The organism is Sphingomonas sp. GW821-FHT12D09, from assembly GCF_058807215.1.
In genome coordinates, this window is sequence record NZ_JBXAQL010000001.1 from 314,647 (window position 1) to 332,127 (window position 17,481).

Sequence of the window (17,481 nt, forward strand, 5' to 3'; positions counted from 1 at the left end):
TCCGGCCCCCCGCTGCTGTAATTCGTCGCGTCGATGAGCCATCTGGCGAACGCGACCCTGTCGGCCAGCGGCCAGACGGTCGCTTCTAGGATGAAGGCATCAAGCGTGGCCAGTGCTTCGGCGCGCAGACCCAGAATACGCAGCCGGCAATATTCGGCATGGCCGGCGCGCATCGGCTGCGGACGCCTCGAGGCCGAGCGTGGCGAGATTGAGTGCGCCGGCGCCGTCACCTAGCGGCCGGGCGCGACCGGAGGCTGGCGCGGGAAGGTCTCGATCGCGGGATCGATCTGGGCCCAGGCTGGCGCCTCGTCGGTCCAGATTGCCACCTGCGGTTTGAGGTGACCCGCATCGGCGAGGAAGCCGAGGCGCAAGGTGCGGAATTGTGGCCGGGCGGAGGACTGGCCCATCACCGGCGTGCCGCATGCGCCGCAGAAGCTCTGGGTCAGCGTGCTGCCGCTCTCGGCGACATAGCTGCTGCTCGAAAGCGCGCCGGTGATCAGCAGCGCGTCGGTGGCGAACATCGCATTGGTGGTGGCGGAACCGGCGGCGATGCGCTGGCACTGGCGGCACCAGCATTGGCGCACCGCGACCGGCTCGCCGCGTATCTCGGCCGTGACCGCCCCGCAGGCGCAACTTCCGGTATAGGGCATCATTTGCCCTGCTGGCGTCGGGCCATGAAGGCGAGCCGCTCGAACAGCATCACGTCTTGCTCGTTCTTGAGCAGCGCGCCGTGGAGTGGCGGGATCGCCTTGGTCGGATCCTTGTTCTGCAGCACGTCGAGCGGCATCTCTTCGTGAAGGAGCAACTTGAGCCAGTCGAGCAGTTCGCTGGTGCTGGGCTTCTTCTTCAGGCCGGGAACCTCGCGGATCTCGTAGAAGATATCCATCGCCTTGCTGACCAGGATCTTCTGGATGTCCGGGAAGTGGACATCGACGATCGCCTGCATCGTCTCGCGGTCCGGGAACTTGATATAGTGGAAGAAGCAGCGCCGCAGGAACGCGTCGGGCAGGTCCTTCTCGTTGTTCGAGGTGATAACCACGATCGGCCGCTCGGCGGCGCGGACGGTCTCCTGGGTCTCGTAGACATGGAATTCCATGCGATCGAGCTCCTGCAGGAGGTCGTTGGGGAACTCGATGTCCGCCTTGTCGATCTCGTCGATCAGCAGAACGGGCAGCTGCGGCGCGGTGAACGCCTCCCATAGCTTGCCCTTGCGGATATAGTTGGCGATGTCGTGGACGCGTTCGTCGCCGAGTTGGCCGTCGCGCAGGCGAGCGACGGCGTCATATTCGTACAGGCCCTGGTGCGCCTTGGTGGTCGATTTGACGTTCCACTCGATCAGCGGGGCATTCACCGCCTTGGCGATCTCGTAGGCCAGCACGGTCTTGCCGGTGCCGGGTTCGCCCTTGATGAGCAGGGGGCGCCGCAGAGTGACGGCGGCATTGACCGCGACCTTCAGGTCTTCGGTCGCGACATAGCTTTGGGTGCCTTCGAAACGCATGGCCACGGCTTAGAGGGCCGTGGCGGTCCGATGCAAGCCTACAGCTTGTCGCGGGCAGAGGCGCGGGCCTCGAGCAGGTCCCACAGGCCGCGATGCTGGGCGAAGAGCTGCTGCGCGCCGAACAGCATGGCGCGTTCGAGCTGGCCTTCGCGGACCAGCGTGTCGACCACGGTTACCGTCTCCTCGGCGAGCGGGAGCTGCGAGGGTGGGGCGGCGAGGTTCAGGCGCTCGGCGGCGGCGTCGAGCGTTTCGCGAATCACGGCCCAGTCCATCGCCATGGCGATCGCCGCGCCGGTCGCGCAGCCGGCGCGGTCCGATTGGGCGAGCATGTCGATGGCGTGGCGCTGCGCCGCGGTGGCGGCTTCGGTCTCGGCATGGCCCGGCGTGCTGGGCAGCGGCCCGGCAGCGGCGACGATGCGGACCAGGAAGGCGCGCTCGATCACGAAGGCGTCCGCGGCGGCTTCAAGCCAGTCGCGCTCGATGCCGAGCCGGGCATGGCCCAGCGCATGATCGATCACGCCGGGATGGCGGCCGTGGAGCAGGCAGATGTGATGAGCCGCATCCGAGAGGTCGCGCAGCGGCTCTTCATTGCGGGCGAGGCGCTGGAGATAGGGGTGATTGCCACTGCCATCGGACGCGATGAGTTGCCCCATCGAGCCCCAGGCTCCGCCCAATCGCGCAACTTGTACGGAATCAAACGGCATAAGCCCCCGCATCTCCTGCCGGCCCCATGCCGACGGGTAGGTCTTGCAACCCGGGGATATACCGAAGCACGTAAAGACAAGGTAAATCGCGAATTTACTGTGGATAAGCGCGCTGTTTCTGCAACGTTCCGATCGAAATACGCGGAAGCGCGGCAAGCAAGACCGATAGCCTCGCGATAGTATCCGCAAATACCCGGATAGTTCCTGATGTGCGAAGGCCGGTCTTCGCTGCGGTCCGATTGCCGGTTCGGCAGGCGAAAGGCGCAGTCGATCCGTTCACGAACTCCAGCTGCGGCGGTTCAGATCACCACCCCGAAGACGGCGGACACGCCATTGCCGTCCGCGGGGTTTCCGAGGACCTGATAATAGAGATAGTTGCCGTTATAGACGATCTGGTTGCCGGCAATGCCCCAGGCGATGTTCTGATAGCCCTCGCTCCAGGAAATCGTGACTGCGTAATGCCCAGGTTCGAGATCATCCCAGCTTTCGTCGATCGGGCTGCCTGAAGTGGCGGTGCCGCTCCATTCAAAGCTCGGCCCCGGCACGGTGCAAACCCAGACGCGCACCTGGACTTCGCCGGGATTGGAGGGGGCAACCTGCACAGACAATGTAGACATGCCGAACCTCGCGCTGATGGAATATGCGGAAAGGCTATAGGTGCGGTGCGGGCGGGTCGAGATCGGATCGCGGCGGTGGCGCCCGCAACCTCGGACGTGTCACGAGATATGCAGTGTAAGATACTGTATAAACTAGACAATCAATTCATCCGGATCGGTGGCATCTGTTTCTGGCCCGAAACGAAAATGGGGAAGGCAGTGCCTTCCCCATTCCGAATTCGATATGCGCCGTGGTCAGCGACAGGTCACTGGTCGAGGAACGACCGCATCTTCCGCGAGCGACTCGGGTGCTTGAGCTTGCGCAGCGCCTTGGCTTCGATCTGGCGGATACGCTCGCGCGTGACGCTGAACTGCTGGCCGACTTCCTCAAGCGTGTGGTCGGTGTTCATGCCGATGCCGAAGCGCATGCGCAGCACGCGCTCTTCACGCGGGGTGAGCGATGCAAGGACGCGGGTGACCGTTTCCTTGAGATTAGCCTGGATCGCGGCATCGACCGGGATGACCGCGTTCTTGTCCTCGATGAAGTCGCCCAGGTGCGAATCCTCCTCGTCGCCGATCGGCGTTTCGAGGGAGATCGGCTCCTTGGCGATCTTCATCACCTTGCGCACCTTCTCGAGCGGCATGCTCAGGCGCTCGGCCATTTCCTCGGGCGTGGGCTCGCGGCCCTGCTCATGGAGGAACTGGCGGCTGGTGCGGACCAGCTTGTTGATCGTCTCGATCATGTGGACCGGGATACGGATCGTGCGGGCCTGGTCGGCGATCGAACGGGTGATCGCCTGGCGGATCCACCAAGTCGCGTAGGTCGAGAACTTGTAGCCGCGGCGATATTCGAACTTATCGACCGCCTTCATCAGGCCGATATTGCCCTCCTGGATGAGATCCAGGAACTGCAGGCCGCGATTGGTGTACTTCTTGGCGATCGAGATCACGAGGCGGAGATTGGCCTCGACCATCTCCTTCTTCGCGATACGCGCCTCGCGCTCGCCCTTCTGCACCATGTTGACGATGCGGCGGAACTCGGCGAGCGCCATGCCGGTCGATTGCGAGATCTCGGAGATCTCGATGCGGATACGATCGACCGCAGGCGCCTCGTTCGCGGCGAAAGCCGCCCACTTCTTGTCGATCTTCTCGATCGAAGCGATGAAGCCCTCGTCAAGCTCGTGATCGACATAGCGATCGAGGAAGTCCTTGCGGCTCACCTTGTGGCGCTCGGCAAGGCGCAGCATCTGGCCGCCCAGCGCGGTCAGGCGCCGGTTGAAGCTGTAGAGCTGGTCGACGAGATATTCGATCTTCTGCTGGTGGAACTGGACCGATTCGACTTCGGCCGTCAGCTCCTCGCGCAGCTTCTGGTACTTCTTCTCGTCCGATGCCGAGAGCTCGCCGCCGGCAGCCATCGCATCGAGGCGCGAAAGCTGCATCTTCGAGAATTTCTTGTAGATCGACGTGATGTTGGCGAACTTCTCAAGCGCCTGCGGCTTGAGCGTCTCCTCCATCTGCGCGAGGCTGAGCGTGTTGTCCTCTTCCTCGTCGTCCGACGGCCGCGGCGTGCGGCGTTCGGTCATCGAATCTTCGTCTTCGTCCTCGGCGACTTCCTCGGGCTCTTCCTCTTCCTTGAAGGACGTGCCGGCGGTCTTCTCGCTGATCTCGCCGTTATCGTCTTCCTCGGCGCCCTCGACCTGCTCGGCCGACGGGCCCTTGGAGAGCATCGCGTCGAGATCGAGGATCTCGCGCAGCTGCATCGTGCCTTCGTTGAGGGCGTTCGACCAGCCGATGATCGCGTTGAAGGTGATCGGCGATTCGCACAGGCCGAGGATCATCGTGTCGCGGCCGGCCTCGATGCGCTTCGCGATCGCGATCTCGCCTTCGCGCGACAGGAGCTCCACGGCTCCCATCTCGCGCAGGTACATGCGCACCGGATCGTCGGTACGATCGACGGTTTCCTTCTTCTTGGTCTCGAAGGCAGGGGCCGAATCGTCGTTGCCGTCGCTCGACTCGGCTTCGTCCTGGCTGTCGTCCTCGGGCTCGGCGTCCTCGCCGGCTTCCTCGTTCTCGACGACGTTGACGCCCATATCGTTGAGCGCCGCCATCACGTCCTCGATCTGCTCCGAGGACATCTGGTCCTGCGGCAGCATCTCGTTGAGCTGATCGACGGTGATGTATCCGCGCTTTTTCGCACGCGCGACGAGCTTCTTGATCGAACCTTCGTTCAGATCGATCAGCGGTGCGTCACCCACGTCAATGGTGGTGTCCTCGCCGCTGCCCGCGCCATTAGCCTTCGCCATCAATTACCCTCGAAACTTGGATGGCGGCAATTATACGCCGCCCTAATCCTCGAAATTCTCGTCGTCCGCAAGCATCAGATTCGCGAGCCGCGTTTCCAGCTCCTGACGCTGCCTGAGCAACGCCGTTTGCCGAGCAAACGCAGCATCGTCGAAACGCTCGAGCATCACGGCCGTTGCCTCTGCCAGCGCCGCGTCCACCGCAGGGCGCGCCACCATCACCGCGATCGCCTCGTTCAGGTCTTCGCGCGCCTTCTTTTCCTCGGCCTCGGGCCGGGTAAAGGAGAAGGGCAGGGTATCGGCCCGGAGCAACTCGCTCGCCATCTGATCAAATCCGGACCGCGCCAATATGGTGAGCACTTTGGCGCGATCAAGCTGCCGATCCTCGAGCGCGACATCGACCACCGCTTCGAACAGCTTGCCGAGCGCCCCGGAGGCGCCGCGCAGCGAGCCCAGCACCTCCATATGGCGGGCGATCTCGGCCGGGTGACGGATCAGCCCGGCGAGCACGGCGCGGGCGAGGATCGGGTCGAGCCCGCTGGTATGGACGCCGCGCATCGTGGCGCCCGGCATCGCCTCGGGAGGCTGCCAATTGCCACGCTTGTCGCGCTTGCCGCGCGCCGGCGCGTTTGAACCGCGCTGGGTGCGGGCTTCGAAGGCGCGCGGGCCGCGGCCGAAATGCGTATCGATGCGCTCGCGGAATTCCGCGATGTATTCGTGCTTCACATTGGGATCGCCGATCCCGTCGGCCAGCTCCATCAGGCGCCGCTTGAGCCCCGCACGCTGCTCGGGCGTGTCGAGCGGCTCTGCAGCGACTTCGCTCTGCCAAAGCAGGTCGACCAGCGGCTGGGGCGCCCTGAGCAGCGCCTCGAACGCCTGGGAACCCTTGGTGCGGACGAGGTCGTCAGGGTCGAGACCGTCGGTCAGCGTCACGAAGGCCAGGCTGCGCCCCGGCTGGAGCATCGGCAGCGCGCGGTGCGCGGCCCTGAGTGCCGCCTTCTGCCCCGCCGAATCGCCGTCGAAGCAGAGCAGGGGAACCTCGGCGATCCGCCACAGCCGCTCCAACTGATGCTCGGTCATCGCAGTGCCGAGCGGCGCCACCGCCTCGCCGAACCCGGCTTGGGCGAGCGCGATCACGTCCATATAGCCTTCGACCGCGATGATCCGGCCGGACTTGCGCGCCACGGCTTGGGCGCGGTCGAGATTGTAGAGCGTGCGGCCCTTGTCGAAGAGCGGCGTCTCGGGGGAGTTGAGATATTTCGGCTCGCCGTCGCCGATGATGCGGCCGCCGAACGCAATCGTCCGGCCGCGCACGTCGCGGATCGGGATCATCAGCCGGCCGCGGAAGCGGTCGTAGGGGTCCTTGCCCTCGACGGAGATCAGCATGCCGGCCTCGACCAGCATCGGGTCGCCGTAGCTCTTGAGCGCTTCCTTGAGCTTGCCGCGCGAATCGGGGGAGAAGCCCAGGCCGAAGGTCCTGGCGGTCTCGTCGCTGATCCCACGCTTCTTGAGCACCGCGCGCGCCTCGGCACCCTCGATGCCGTGGAGCCGCTCGACGAAGAACTTCGCCGCGTCCTCCATCGCTTCGTGCAGGCCCTTGGCGCGCTCGGCCTTCTCGGCGCTGCGGCGATCCTGCTCGGGCATCTCCAGCCCGGCAGCCTGGACCAGCTCCTTCACCGCATCGATGAAGGGCAGGCCGCGCTGGTCGGTCATCCAGCGGATCGCATCGCCATGCGCGCCGCAGCCGAAGCAATGATAGAAGCCCTTGTCGTCGTTGACGTAGAAGCTCGGCGTCTTCTCGTTGTGGAACGGACAGCAGGCACGAAATTCCCGCCCCGCCTTCTGGAGCTTCACCGTCTTGGCGATCAGCCCGGACAGCAGGGTCCGGGCGCGGAGTTCGTCGAGGAAGGCGGGGGTGAGACTCAAAGCTCCCCCTCCGGCTTGCGCAATCTGCTCCCCCTCCCGCCTGCGGGAGGGGGCTGGGGGGTGGGCGCCCGCTCTCCGCCAGGGAATGCGGCACTGAGGATCGCCTGCAAAACGCCGTCCATGTTCGTAGTCAGATCATTGTTCCAGAAACGGAGGATGCGATAGCCTTCCGCTTCGATGCGCCCAGCGCGCTCGATGTCATGGGCCGAATCCAGATGCTGGCTGCCATCCAATTCGACGATCAGCTTCACGCGGCGGCAGCCGATGTCGCCAAAATAACCTGCGACCGGAAGCTGGCGAGTGAACCTTAGCCCGCCGAGCTGCGATCTGCGCAGCTTCGACCACAGCAGATCTTCCGCTGCCGTGGAATTATTGCGAAGTTCACGCGCGCGCTCCGTCGGCCGATCCAGTCGGAAATTCCTGGGGTTCTTCCTCGCCGGATCCCCTTGAGGAGGGCGGGCGCCCACCCCCTCAGTCCCCTCCCGCAAGCGGGAGGGGAGGCAAGAAGAAGAGAGGAGTCACGAAAGCGCCGCCTTCACCAGCCCGCTCGCCTTGCTCATGTCGAGCGTGGTCGCGTGGCGCGCCTTCAGCTCGGCCATGACCTTGCCCATGTCCTTCATGCCCGAGGCACCCAGCTCGGTCTTGATCGCCTCGATCGCCTCGGTCGTCTCGGCGTCGCTCATCTGGGCGGGGAGGAAGCGCTCGATCACGGCGACTTCGGCCTTCTCGTTGTCCGCGAGCTCCTGGCGGCCGCCCTTTTCGAACATCTCGATCGATTCGCGGCGCTGCTTGACCATCTTCTGGAGGACTTCGATCACCATCGCGTCGTCCTCCATCGGCTGCGCCTTCACGCGCTCCTCGATGTCGCGGTTCTTGATCGCGCTCTGGATCAGGCTGATCGCGCCGCGGGTTTCCTTGTCGCCGGCTTTCATCGCGGTGATCTGGGCGGCCTTGATATCGTCTCTGATCATTTCATCTCTCGTGAATCGGGAATTGCCCGCAATAGACCCGGGAACCGGTTGACGCGAGGGGGGTAGGGGTCTAGCGGGCGGCACTTAGCGACATTGCTGCACCCTCGATGGAGAGCCACCCCTAAATGGCCGAAGCCAATTCCATGCCCATGCCTTCCGGAGCCACGGGCGTATTGGTGTTAGCGTCAGGGGATGTAATCTGGGGCCGCGGCTTCGGCGCAGAGGGCCAGGCCGTCGGCGAAGTGTGCTTCCACACCGCGATGACCGGCTATCAGGAGATCATGACCGACCCGAGCTTCGCCGGTCAGATCATCAACTTCACTTTCCCGCACATCGGCAATGTCGGCGCCAACCCCGACGATATCGAGGCGGACGATCCCCATGCGCTGGGCATGATCGTGCGCGAGGACGTGACCGAGCCGAGCAACTTCCGTTCGACCGAGCATCTCGATGCCTGGATGAAGAAGCATGCCCGGATCGGCCTGTCGGGCATCGACACCCGCGCGCTGACCCGCCGCATCCGCCAGGGCGGCGCGCCCAACGGCGTGATCGCGCATTCGGCCGAGGGCAAGTTCGACATTCCACTGCTGCTCGAGATGGCGCGCGGCTGGCCGGGCCTGGAGGGCATGGACCTGGCGATCACGGTGACCACCGAGACGCATTTCGGCTGGGAAGGCGGCGTGTGGCGGCTCGGCTTCGGCTACGGGCAGGAAGGCGCCGAGGATCGTCGCCCGCATGTCGTGGCGCTCGACTATGGCTCGAAGCGCAACATCTTCCGCAACCTGGTCCAGGCCGGCGCCAAGGTGACCGTGCTGCCGGCGGCGGCGACTTTCGAGCAGATCATGGCGTTCAATCCGGACGGCTTCTTCCTGTCGAACGGCCCGGGCGACCCCGCCGCGACCGGCGAATATGCCGTGCCGGTGATCCGCCAGCTGCTCGAGACCGGCAAGCCGCTGTTCGGCATCTGCCTGGGCCACCAGCTGCTCGGCCTGGCGGTGGGCGCCGAGACGACCAAGATGTTCCAGGGCCATCGCGGCGCCAATCACCCGGTCAAGCGGCTGGAAGACGGCGCGGTGGAGATCACCAGCATGAACCACGGCTTTGCGGTGGAGCGCGAGACGCTGCCCGACAACGCCCGCGAGACGCATGTGTCGCTGTTCGACGGCTCCAACGCGGGCATCGAGCTGACCGATCGGCCGGCATTCAGCGTACAGTATCACCCCGAGGCTAGCCCGGGTCCGCAGGACAGCCTGTATCTGTTCGAGCGGTTCGTGGGGATGATGCGTGGCTAAGGACCACGACTACATCAGCTTTCGCGACGCAGTCATCGTTGCGTTGGCTGATGAGGTGGAGCCTCCCGGTTTCGGTGCTGTGCGTCTGATACCGCTGTGTGAGCGTCACAACATTGCGTTCCAAGAAACGTGGATCATGATCCTGCCGCAAGATTTGCAGGAGAGCGGTCTTGCTGATGATTGGTCTACTCACGACGGAATGGCGGTCAGGATAACTGGCAAGGGCATAGCCCGTGCAACCGAGATACGACGATTGAAGTCGCGGCCAATCCGCAACTTCATAAATTCTCTGAATTGGCAGATGTGGGCCGTCATTGCAGCGGTTCTAATCGGTATCGCCACCATCATTTTTAGCTGAGTAGAAGATGCCCAAACGCACCGACATCTCCTCCATCCTCGTCATCGGCGCTGGCCCGATCGTGATCGGCCAGGCCTGCGAGTTCGACTATTCGGGCACGCAGGCGATCAAGGCGCTCAAGGAAGAGGGCTATCGCATCGTCCTGGTCAATTCGAACCCGGCGACGATCATGACCGATCCCGAGCTGGCCGATGCGACCTATGTCGAGCCGATCACGCCGGCGATCGTCGCCAAGATCATCGAGAAGGAGCGCCCCGACGCGGTGCTGCCGACGATGGGTGGGCAGACCGCGCTCAACACCGCGCTGGCGCTGGCGAACGACGGCACGCTGGAGAAGTTCGGCTGCATCATGATCGGCGCGGACGCCGAGGCGATCGACAAGGCCGAGGACCGGCTGAAGTTCAAGGACGCGATGACCAAGATCGGGCTCGAAAGCGCTCGAAGCCACATCGCGCATAGCGAAGCCGAGGCGTTGGCGGGCCTGGAGCATGTCGGGCTGCCGGCGATCATCCGCCCCAGCTTCACCATGGGCGGATCGGGTGGCGGCATCGCGTACAATCGCGAGGAATTCCTGGCGATCGTGCGCTCGGGCCTCGACCTGTCGCCGACGACCGAGGTGCTGATCGAGGAATCGCTCCTCGGCTGGAAGGAATATGAGATGGAAGTCGTGCGCGACCGCGCCGACAACGCCATCATCGTCTGCTCGATCGAGAATGTCGATGCGATGGGCACGCATACCGGCGACTCGATCACCGTCGCGCCGGCGCTGACGCTGACCGACAAGGAATACCAGATCATGCGCAATGCATCGATCGCGGTACTCCGGGAAATCGGCGTGGAAACCGGCGGTTCGAACGTGCAGTTCGCAGTGAATCCGAAGGACGGCCGCCTGATCGTCATCGAGATGAACCCGCGCGTCTCGCGTTCCTCGGCGCTGGCATCCAAGGCAACCGGCTTCCCGATCGCAAAGGTCGCGGCCAAGCTGGCGGTGGGCTATACGCTCGACGAGATCACCAACGACATTACCGGCGCGACGCCGGCGAGCTTCGAGCCGACGATCGACTACGTCGTCACCAAGATCCCCCGCTTCGCCTTCGAGAAATTCAAGGGCGCCGAGGCTACGCTCGGCACCGCGATGAAGTCGGTCGGCGAGGTCATGGCGATCGGCCGCAACATCCACGAATCGATGCAGAAGGCGCTACGCGGCCTGGAGACGGGCCTCAGCGGCTTCAACAATGTCGACAAGCTCGCCGGCGCGCGGCGCGACGAGATCGAGGCGGCACTGGCCATCCGTTCGCCCGACCGGCTGCTGATCGCGGCCCAGGCGCTTCGCGAGGGCTTCACTGTCGCCGAGGTCTGCGCGGTCGCCCAGTACGATCCCTGGTTCATCGAGCGCATCGCCGAGATCATCGCGGCGGAAACGCAGGTGATGGAGCAGGGCTTGCCGCAGGACGCGCAGGGCATGCGCCGCCTGAAGGCGATGGGCTTCAGCGACAAGCGGCTCGCCTTCCTGGCGCTCAAGTCGATGAACCTGCGCGAAGGCACCGATGCAATGGCGCGCAGCTCCGGGCTGATCGGCGAAGTCGTCAAGGCGATGACCGGCGGCGTGACCGAGAATGACGTGCGCGCGCATCGCCACAAGCTGGGCGTGCGCCCGGTGTTCAAGCGCATCGACACCTGCGCGGCCGAGTTCGACGCCAGGACGCCCTACATGTACTCGTCCTATGAAGCGCCTAGCTTCGGCGAGCCCGAGAACGAAGCGATGCCAAGCGATCGCCGCAAGATCGTGATCTTAGGCGGCGGGCCGAACCGCATCGGGCAGGGCATCGAGTTCGACTATTGCTGCTGCCACGCCTGCTTCGCGCTGGCGGACGCGGGCTATGAGACGATCATGGTCAACTGCAACCCGGAGACGGTGAGCACCGACTATGACACCTCGGACCGCCTCTATTTCGAGCCGCTGACCGCCGAGGATGTACTGGAGATCCTGCACGTCGAGCAGCAGAAGGGCGAGCTGGTCGGCGTGATCGTCCAGTTCGGCGGCCAGACCCCGCTCAACCTCGCCAAGGCGCTGGAAGATGCCGGTATCCCGATCCTCGGCACCAGCCCCGATGCCATCGACCTGGCCGAGGACCGCGAACGCTTCGCCGACCTGGTCGAGAAGCTGGGCCTCAAGCAGCCGGCCAACGGCCTGGCCCGCACCCGCGACGAGGCCGTGAAGATCGCCGAGCGGATCGGCTATCCCGTGCTGATGCGCCCCAGCTATGTGCTGGGCGGCCGCGCGATGGAGATCGTCGACTCGACCCAGCAGCTCGACGACTACATCCAAACCGCGGTGCAGGTCTCTGGCGACTCGCCGGTGCTGATCGACCAGTATCTGCGCGACGCCGTCGAAGTGGACGTGGACGCGATCGCCGACGGCACCGATGTGGTCGTCGCCGGCGTGCTCCAGCATATCGAGGAAGCCGGCGTCCATTCGGGCGACAGCGCCTGCTCGATCCCGCCCTACAGCCTGGCGCCCGGGATCATCGCCGAGATCGAGCGCCAGACCGAGGCGCTGGCGCGTGCCCTGACGGTCAAGGGCCTGATGAACATCCAGTTCGCGGTGAAGGACGGCGAGGTCTACCTGATCGAGGTCAATCCGCGCGCCTCGCGCACCGTGCCCTTCGTCGCCAAGGCGATCGGCATCCCCGTCGCCAAGATCGCGAGCCGGGTGATGGCGGGCGAGAAGCTGGCCAACCTGCCCAAGATCGATCGCAACATCGATTATATCGCGGTCAAGGAAGCGGTGTTCCCGTTCAACAAGTTCCCCGGCGTCGATCCGGTGCTTAGCCCCGAGATGAAGTCGACCGGCGAAGTGATGGGCATCGACATGGACTTCGCGACCAGCTTCGCCAAGGCGCAGCTGGGGGCAGGGACGGTGCTGCCCAGCACGGGCCGTATGTTCGTCAGCGTCAAGGATACCGACAAGCCGGTGGTGCTGCCGGGCGTCCGCCTGCTTGCCGAGCTGGGCTTCACCATCGTCGCGACCGGCGGCACTGCCGATTACCTTTCTGACGAAGGCATCAAGGTGGAGCGCGTCAACAAGGTGGCGCAGGGACGTCCGCACATCGTCGATCGCATCCTGGACGGCGATATCGCGCTGATCTTCAACACCACCGAAGGCTGGCAGTCGCTCAAGGACTCGTCGGACATCCGCCGCTCGGCACTCAACCTCAAGATCCCCTATTTCACCACGGCGCAGGCAAGCGTCGCGGCGGCACGGGCGATCGAGGCGCTGTCGAAGCACGGCCTGGAGGTGCGGCCTCTGCAGGACTTCTACGCCTCGCGCGGTTGATGCCGTCATTTCCCTGCAAGCGCCGGATTGGGGACTAATATTACGTCTACGCGCTCTGCAAAGCTTTCCTAGCCTTGCGGAGCGCGGGCGAGAGTCCTATTATTCGCATTCGCACAATTGATCTTCCCTTATCAGTATCCATGTGCGGGCGTCCCCCCGGGGCCGCTTGTGGGACGGGGCGTTTTTGAAGGACTTGGTGGATGGCGACGGTCGACAAGATGCCGATGCTGCAGGAAGGCTATGAGAAGCTGACCGCGGAGCTGAAGCGCCTCAAAATCGAGCGGCCCCTGATCGTGGACGCCATCGAGGAAGCCCGTGCGCACGGCGATCTTTCGGAAAATGCCGAATATCACGCCGCCAAGGAGCAGCAGGGCCAGAACGAGGCGACGATCGCTGATATCGAGGGCAAGCTCAGCCGCGCCCAGATCATCGATCCGCGCGAGCTTTCGGGCGACAAGGTCGTGTTCGGCGCAACGGTGACGTTGCTCGACGAGGACGACAAGCCGCTCAAGTACCAGATCGTCGGCGAAACCGAGGCCGATGCCAGCAAGGGCCGCATCTCGTACAACTCGCCGATCGGCCGCGCGCTGATCGGCCGCAAGGTGGACGAAGAGGTCGAGGTCTCGGTGCCCGCCGGCGACCGCTACTATCTGGTGTCCAAAATCGAATTCATCTGATGGATTTGCGCCGGGTTTCGGCGACCGGCTGGATCGCGCTGGTCACCACGCTGGTCAGCCTGTTCGTGCTGTTCACGCACCGTGAGTTCGAAGCCGCCGTGCTCGGGGGCTTCATTCCGGCACGGTTGACCGGCATGGTCGATACCGAGGGGTTGACCATGGTCCCGGCGCTGCTGACGCCGCTCAGCGCCGCCTTGCTTCATGCCGGCCTGTTCCATCTCGGCATGAACCTGATCATGCTCGTCTATACCGGGCGCGAGACCGAGAAGGCGATCGGTCCCTGGGGCGTGCTGATCCTCTATCTGGTCGGCGCCTATGCCGCCGCGGGCGCGCAGTGGCTGGCGGGCCCGCAATCGCTGACGCCGATGATCGGTGCGAGCGGAGCGGCATCCGCGATCGTCGGCGCCTATTCGTTGCTCTATGGCAAGTCGCGCGCCAAGGCGATCGGGCCGATCCCGGCGCGCGTGGTGCACGTCGCCTGGCTTGCCGCCGCGTGGGTGGCAATCAACCTGCTGACCGGACTGGCATTCCAGGCGCAGAATATCGGCATCGCCGCGGCCGCGCATATCGGCGGCTTCCTGGCCGGGCTCGCTTTGGCCCGGCCATTATTCGCATGGAACTGGCGCAAGGCTTGAGGCCCGAGGCCTCAGGCCTCCAGATCGGGCTCGAGCAGCCGGTGCAGGTGCACCACCACGTAACGCATCTCGGCATCGTCCACGGTGCGCTGGGCAGCGCCGCGCCAGGCATTCTCGGCACTGGCATAATCGGGATAGATACCGACGACGTCGAGCTTGGTCGGATCGACGAAATCGAGCGTCATCGGGTCGGTCACGCGACCGCCGAAGACGAGGTGCAGCTTGCTCATTGGGCCTCCGAAAACGTTTTCTTGTTTATAGAGGCCTTAGACAGGGCAGGCGGCCTGCCTCAAGCCTTTTGCGTCGCACCCTTCGCCGCTTCGACGAGATTGCCGAACAGTGCGCCGACCCGGTCCTGTGCCGCCGCCTTGCTCGGGAGCAGTGCGTCGATCTCCGCCTTGCCCGCATCCTTCACGGCCTGGACGGTGCCGGTCACCTTGTCGGCGAGCTGCTTGCCGGTTCCCTGGAGCAGTTCGCGTTCCTTCTGGCTGCGCGGGATCAGCATGCCGATCAGCACGCCCAGCGCGATGCCGCCGCCGACCAGCACATAGGGGTTCTCGGTCAAGCTCTCGCTTTGCCCGGTCTTCTGGCTGTTTGCGGGATTGGTGCTCATCTCGAGGATCCTTTCTTGTCTTTGCTCTTCAAACCCGTGGCCGGGTCGCGAGTTTCATGCCGTTTGCCGAGAATGTCGCCGATCCACCCTCGTGCCATTACGAGGCCGACCGTAGCGACGATGCCGGCGGCGGCGAGCGGGCGGCTGCGCACCGCCTCGGCGCCCTTGCGCGCGACGGTGGCAACGCCGTGGGCAGCACTCTCCACCGCATCCTGTGCCAGATTGGAGGGGCTGAGCCGCTCCTGCACCCGGCCCAGCGTGCCGAACAGCCGCGCCTTAGCCGCTTCGATCTCCGCCCTGGCGGCGTCGATGTCGTGCGGATTCTCGGTCACGGCTTTTCCTTGTAGATACGCTTTACGTGCGTCCAGGCGAGCCAGCCCATCAGTCCTGCAACCGACAGGAACGCGAATACCACGATAAGGGTGGCAAAGCCCGGGCCCACTAGCGGGGAGAGGGTGAGCACCAGCCCGACGACGAGGGCGACCGCCGCGGCCTGGGCCAGGACGAGCGCGACCGCGCCCATCCACAGCATCGCCCGCGCGTCGCGCAGTTTCGACCGCACCAGGGTGCGATAATAGCCGATCTCGGCCTCGGCATAGCCCTTGCCGTCCTCGACCAGTTGCTGAAGCAACTCGCCGACGCTCTTTTCGTCAGGCTGCGGCGCGTCCACCCCCCTTGTTACTCCTATGACTTCGTGTCGGTTTCAGCTGCGTCGGATGCCGCATCGACGCCGGACTTGATCAGTCGGGCCAGTACGAAGCCCAGGCCCGCCGCCACGCCGACCGCAATCGCGGGGCTCTTGCGAACGAAGGCCGTGACGTCTTGGACCAGGTCGTCGACTTCCTTGCCGCGCAGGCTCTCCGAGAAATTGGCGATGCCGTCCGCTGCCGAACGGGCATATTTGCCATATTGCTCGCCCAGCCGGGCATCGACGTCGAGCGCCGCGGACTGCATCATCTTGGCGACTTCATCGAGCGCACCAGTGGCCTTGTCCTTGCCTTCGCCGGCAAAGGCGCGTGCGCGCTCCGCCGCCTGGCTGCCCAGTTCGTTCGCCTTTTCGCGGATCGTATCGGTCGCATTGCGCGTGGTGCTCTCGGCGGTGGTTTCCGCCGTTGCGTCGATCGTTTCGCCTGTCGTTTCGTCAGCCATGCTAAAAACCCTCCATGCCTTTTGCGAAACAACCACGGCCACGTTTGCGAGTTCCATCGGTTGCCGTTAGAGGCCGCGTCGCGCCCTCAATACCCCATACCTAGGGAGACCGTTTCGTGACCGCAATCATCGACGTCCATGCTCGCCAAATTCTCGACAGCCGTGGTAACCCCACCGTTGAGGTCGACGTGATGCTCGAGGACGGCAGCTTCGGCCGCGCGGCGGTGCCTTCGGGCGCCTCGACCGGCGCGCATGAAGCCGTCGAAATGCGCGACGGCGACAAGTCGCGCTGGCTTGGCAAGGGCGTCGACAAGGCGGTCGAGGCCGTCAACAGCGACATCTTCGAGGAAGTCGTCGGCATGGAGGCCGAGGACCAGGCCGATCTCGACTATGCGATGATCGAACTCGACGGCACCGAGAACAAGGGCCGCCTGGGCGCCAATGCGATCCTGGGCGTGAGCCTGGCCGCCGCCAAGGCAGCAGCGGACGCACGTGGCCTGCCGCTCTACCGCTATGTCGGCGGCGTCAACGCGCATGTCCTGCCGGTGCCGATGATGAACATCATCAATGGCGGCGAGCATGCCGACAATCCGATCGACTTCCAGGAGTTCATGATCGTGCCGGTGGGCGCGGAGAACATCGTCGAGGCGGTGCGCTGCGGCTCGGAGATCTTCCACACGCTCAAGAAGAAGCTGCACGAGAAGGGCCTGGCGACCGGCGTGGGCGACGAGGGCGGCTTCGCGCCGAACATCGCCAGCACCACCGAGGCGCTCGACTTCATCATGGGCTCGATCGAGGCCGCTGGCTACAAGCCTGGCGACGACGTGATGCTCGCGCTCGATTGCGCCGCCACCGAATATTACAAGGACGGCCTCTACAAGATGGTGGGCGAGGGCAAGACGCTCTCTTCCGCCGAGAACGCCGACTTCCTTGCCGATCTGGCCGCCAGGTATCCGATCTTCTCGATCGAGGACGGCATGGCCGAGGACGATTGGGAGGGCTGGAAGGCGCTGACCGAGAAGCTCGGCGCCAAGGTGCAGCTGGTCGGCGACGACCTGTTCGTCACCAACCCCAAGCGCCTGCAGCGCGGCATCGAAGGCGGCTATGCCAACTCGCTGCTGGTGAAGGTCAACCAGATCGGCACGCTCACCGAGACGCTCGAGGCCGTCAGCCTGGCGCAACGCTCGTCCTACACCGCGGTCATGTCGCACCGCTCGGGCGAGACCGAGGACGCGACGATCGCCGATCTCGCGGTCGCCACCAATTGCGGACAGATCAAGACGGGCTCGCTCGCGCGCTCGGACCGGCTCGCCAAGTACAACCAGCTGATTCGCATCGAGGAAGAACTGGGCGACGTCGCGGTCTATGCCGGCCGCTCGGTGTTGAAGAGGTAAGTCGGACAAAGGCGGCTCCCTTGCCAAGGAG

19 protein-coding genes are annotated in these 17,481 nt (G+C 64.6%); 6 read left to right on the forward strand and 13 right to left on the reverse strand.

Going from position 1 to position 17,481, the window contains the following annotated elements; all coding sequences use genetic code 11:
- Positions 1-230: 230 nt before the first annotated feature.
- From AC1RPL_RS01500 to AC1RPL_RS01535, 8 genes are all read right to left on the reverse strand, one after another.
- Positions 231-650, reverse strand: coding sequence for a GFA family protein (locus tag AC1RPL_RS01500; protein ID WP_493067486.1), 420 nt, complete (start codon positions 648-650; stop codon positions 231-233).
- Positions 650-1,498 (reverse strand): AAA family ATPase, encoded by an 849-nt coding sequence (locus tag AC1RPL_RS01505; protein WP_493067487.1) that lies wholly within the window; start codon positions 1,496-1,498, stop codon positions 650-652. The genes AC1RPL_RS01500 and AC1RPL_RS01505 overlap by 1 nt, the downstream gene beginning before the upstream one ends.
- A gap of 38 nt (positions 1,499-1,536) precedes the next feature.
- Positions 1,537-2,151: a DUF6975 family protein gene (locus AC1RPL_RS01510; RefSeq protein ID WP_493067488.1), complete on the reverse strand. Its 615-nt coding sequence runs from the start codon at positions 2,149-2,151 to the stop codon at positions 1,537-1,539.
- Between the two features lie 350 nt (positions 2,152-2,501).
- Positions 2,502-2,819, reverse strand: a complete 318-nt coding sequence (locus tag AC1RPL_RS01515) for a hypothetical protein (protein ID WP_493067489.1) — start codon at positions 2,817-2,819, stop codon at positions 2,502-2,504.
- A 245-nt stretch (positions 2,820-3,064) separates the two neighbouring features.
- On the reverse strand, positions 3,065-5,101 hold the full coding sequence (rpoD, locus tag AC1RPL_RS01520; RefSeq protein ID WP_493067490.1) for an RNA polymerase sigma factor RpoD: 2,037 nt from the start codon (positions 5,099-5,101) through the stop codon (positions 3,065-3,067).
- Between the two features lie 42 nt (positions 5,102-5,143).
- Positions 5,144-7,024, reverse strand: a complete 1,881-nt coding sequence (dnaG, locus tag AC1RPL_RS01525; protein ID WP_493067491.1) for a DNA primase — start codon at positions 7,022-7,024, stop codon at positions 5,144-5,146.
- Positions 7,021-7,491, reverse strand: a complete 471-nt coding sequence (locus tag AC1RPL_RS01530; RefSeq protein ID WP_493067492.1) for an endonuclease domain-containing protein — start codon at positions 7,489-7,491, stop codon at positions 7,021-7,023. Before AC1RPL_RS01530 ends, dnaG begins: the two co-directional genes overlap by 4 nt.
- A gap of 51 nt (positions 7,492-7,542) precedes the next feature.
- Positions 7,543-7,995, reverse strand: a complete 453-nt coding sequence (locus AC1RPL_RS01535; RefSeq protein WP_493067493.1) for a GatB/YqeY domain-containing protein — start codon at positions 7,993-7,995, stop codon at positions 7,543-7,545.
- Between the two features lie 125 nt (positions 7,996-8,120).
- Here AC1RPL_RS01535 and carA point away from each other — a divergent pair, with 125 nt between their 5' ends.
- From carA to AC1RPL_RS01560, 5 genes are all read left to right on the forward strand, one after another.
- Positions 8,121-9,287 (forward strand): glutamine-hydrolyzing carbamoyl-phosphate synthase small subunit, encoded by a 1,167-nt coding sequence (carA, locus tag AC1RPL_RS01540; RefSeq protein WP_493067494.1) that lies wholly within the window; start codon positions 8,121-8,123, stop codon positions 9,285-9,287.
- A complete protein-coding gene (locus tag AC1RPL_RS01545; protein ID WP_493067495.1) occupies positions 9,280-9,645 on the forward strand; it encodes a hypothetical protein in 366 nt (121 codons plus the stop codon). Before carA ends, AC1RPL_RS01545 begins: the two co-directional genes overlap by 8 nt.
- A gap of 7 nt (positions 9,646-9,652) precedes the next feature.
- Positions 9,653-12,982 (forward strand): carbamoyl-phosphate synthase large subunit, encoded by a 3,330-nt coding sequence (gene carB, locus AC1RPL_RS01550; protein WP_493067496.1) that lies wholly within the window; start codon positions 9,653-9,655, stop codon positions 12,980-12,982.
- Positions 12,983-13,182: 200 nt separating this feature from the next.
- On the forward strand, positions 13,183-13,659 hold the full coding sequence (greA, locus tag AC1RPL_RS01555) for a transcription elongation factor GreA (protein WP_493067497.1): 477 nt from the start codon (positions 13,183-13,185) through the stop codon (positions 13,657-13,659).
- Positions 13,659-14,294, forward strand: coding sequence for a rhomboid family intramembrane serine protease (locus AC1RPL_RS01560; protein WP_493067498.1), 636 nt, complete (start codon positions 13,659-13,661; stop codon positions 14,292-14,294). Before greA ends, AC1RPL_RS01560 begins: the two co-directional genes overlap by 1 nt.
- An 11-nt stretch (positions 14,295-14,305) precedes the next feature.
- On the opposite strand, the gene AC1RPL_RS01565 is transcribed toward AC1RPL_RS01560, so the two are convergent.
- Genes AC1RPL_RS01565 through AC1RPL_RS01585 form a run of 5 tightly spaced genes read right to left on the reverse strand, consistent with a single transcriptional unit; the run spans position 14,306 to position 16,056 of the window.
- Positions 14,306-14,524 carry a DUF4170 domain-containing protein gene (locus AC1RPL_RS01565; RefSeq protein WP_493067499.1) on the reverse strand — a complete coding sequence of 73 codons (219 nt, stop codon included), beginning with the start codon at positions 14,522-14,524 and terminating at the stop codon, positions 14,306-14,308.
- 59 nt (positions 14,525-14,583) lie between these two features.
- A complete protein-coding gene (locus tag AC1RPL_RS01570) occupies positions 14,584-14,907 on the reverse strand; it encodes a hypothetical protein (protein WP_493067500.1) in 324 nt (107 codons plus the stop codon).
- Positions 14,904-15,239, reverse strand: coding sequence for a DUF3618 domain-containing protein (locus AC1RPL_RS01575; protein WP_493067501.1), 336 nt, complete (start codon positions 15,237-15,239; stop codon positions 14,904-14,906). Before AC1RPL_RS01575 ends, AC1RPL_RS01570 begins: the two co-directional genes overlap by 4 nt.
- Complete coding sequence (locus tag AC1RPL_RS01580; protein ID WP_493067502.1) at positions 15,236-15,538, reverse strand: phage holin family protein; 303 nt, start codon at positions 15,536-15,538, stop codon at positions 15,236-15,238. Before AC1RPL_RS01580 ends, AC1RPL_RS01575 begins: the two co-directional genes overlap by 4 nt.
- 53 nt (positions 15,539-15,591) lie before the next feature.
- Entirely contained in the window at positions 15,592-16,056 is a 465-nt protein-coding gene (locus AC1RPL_RS01585; protein ID WP_493067503.1) for a hypothetical protein, read from the reverse strand.
- Between the two features lie 116 nt (positions 16,057-16,172).
- On the opposite strand from AC1RPL_RS01585, the gene eno reads away from it, so the two are divergent.
- Positions 16,173-17,450 carry a phosphopyruvate hydratase gene (gene eno, locus AC1RPL_RS01590; RefSeq protein WP_493067504.1) on the forward strand — a complete coding sequence of 426 codons (1,278 nt, stop codon included), beginning with the start codon at positions 16,173-16,175 and terminating at the stop codon, positions 17,448-17,450.
- Positions 17,451-17,481 lie beyond the last annotated feature (31 nt).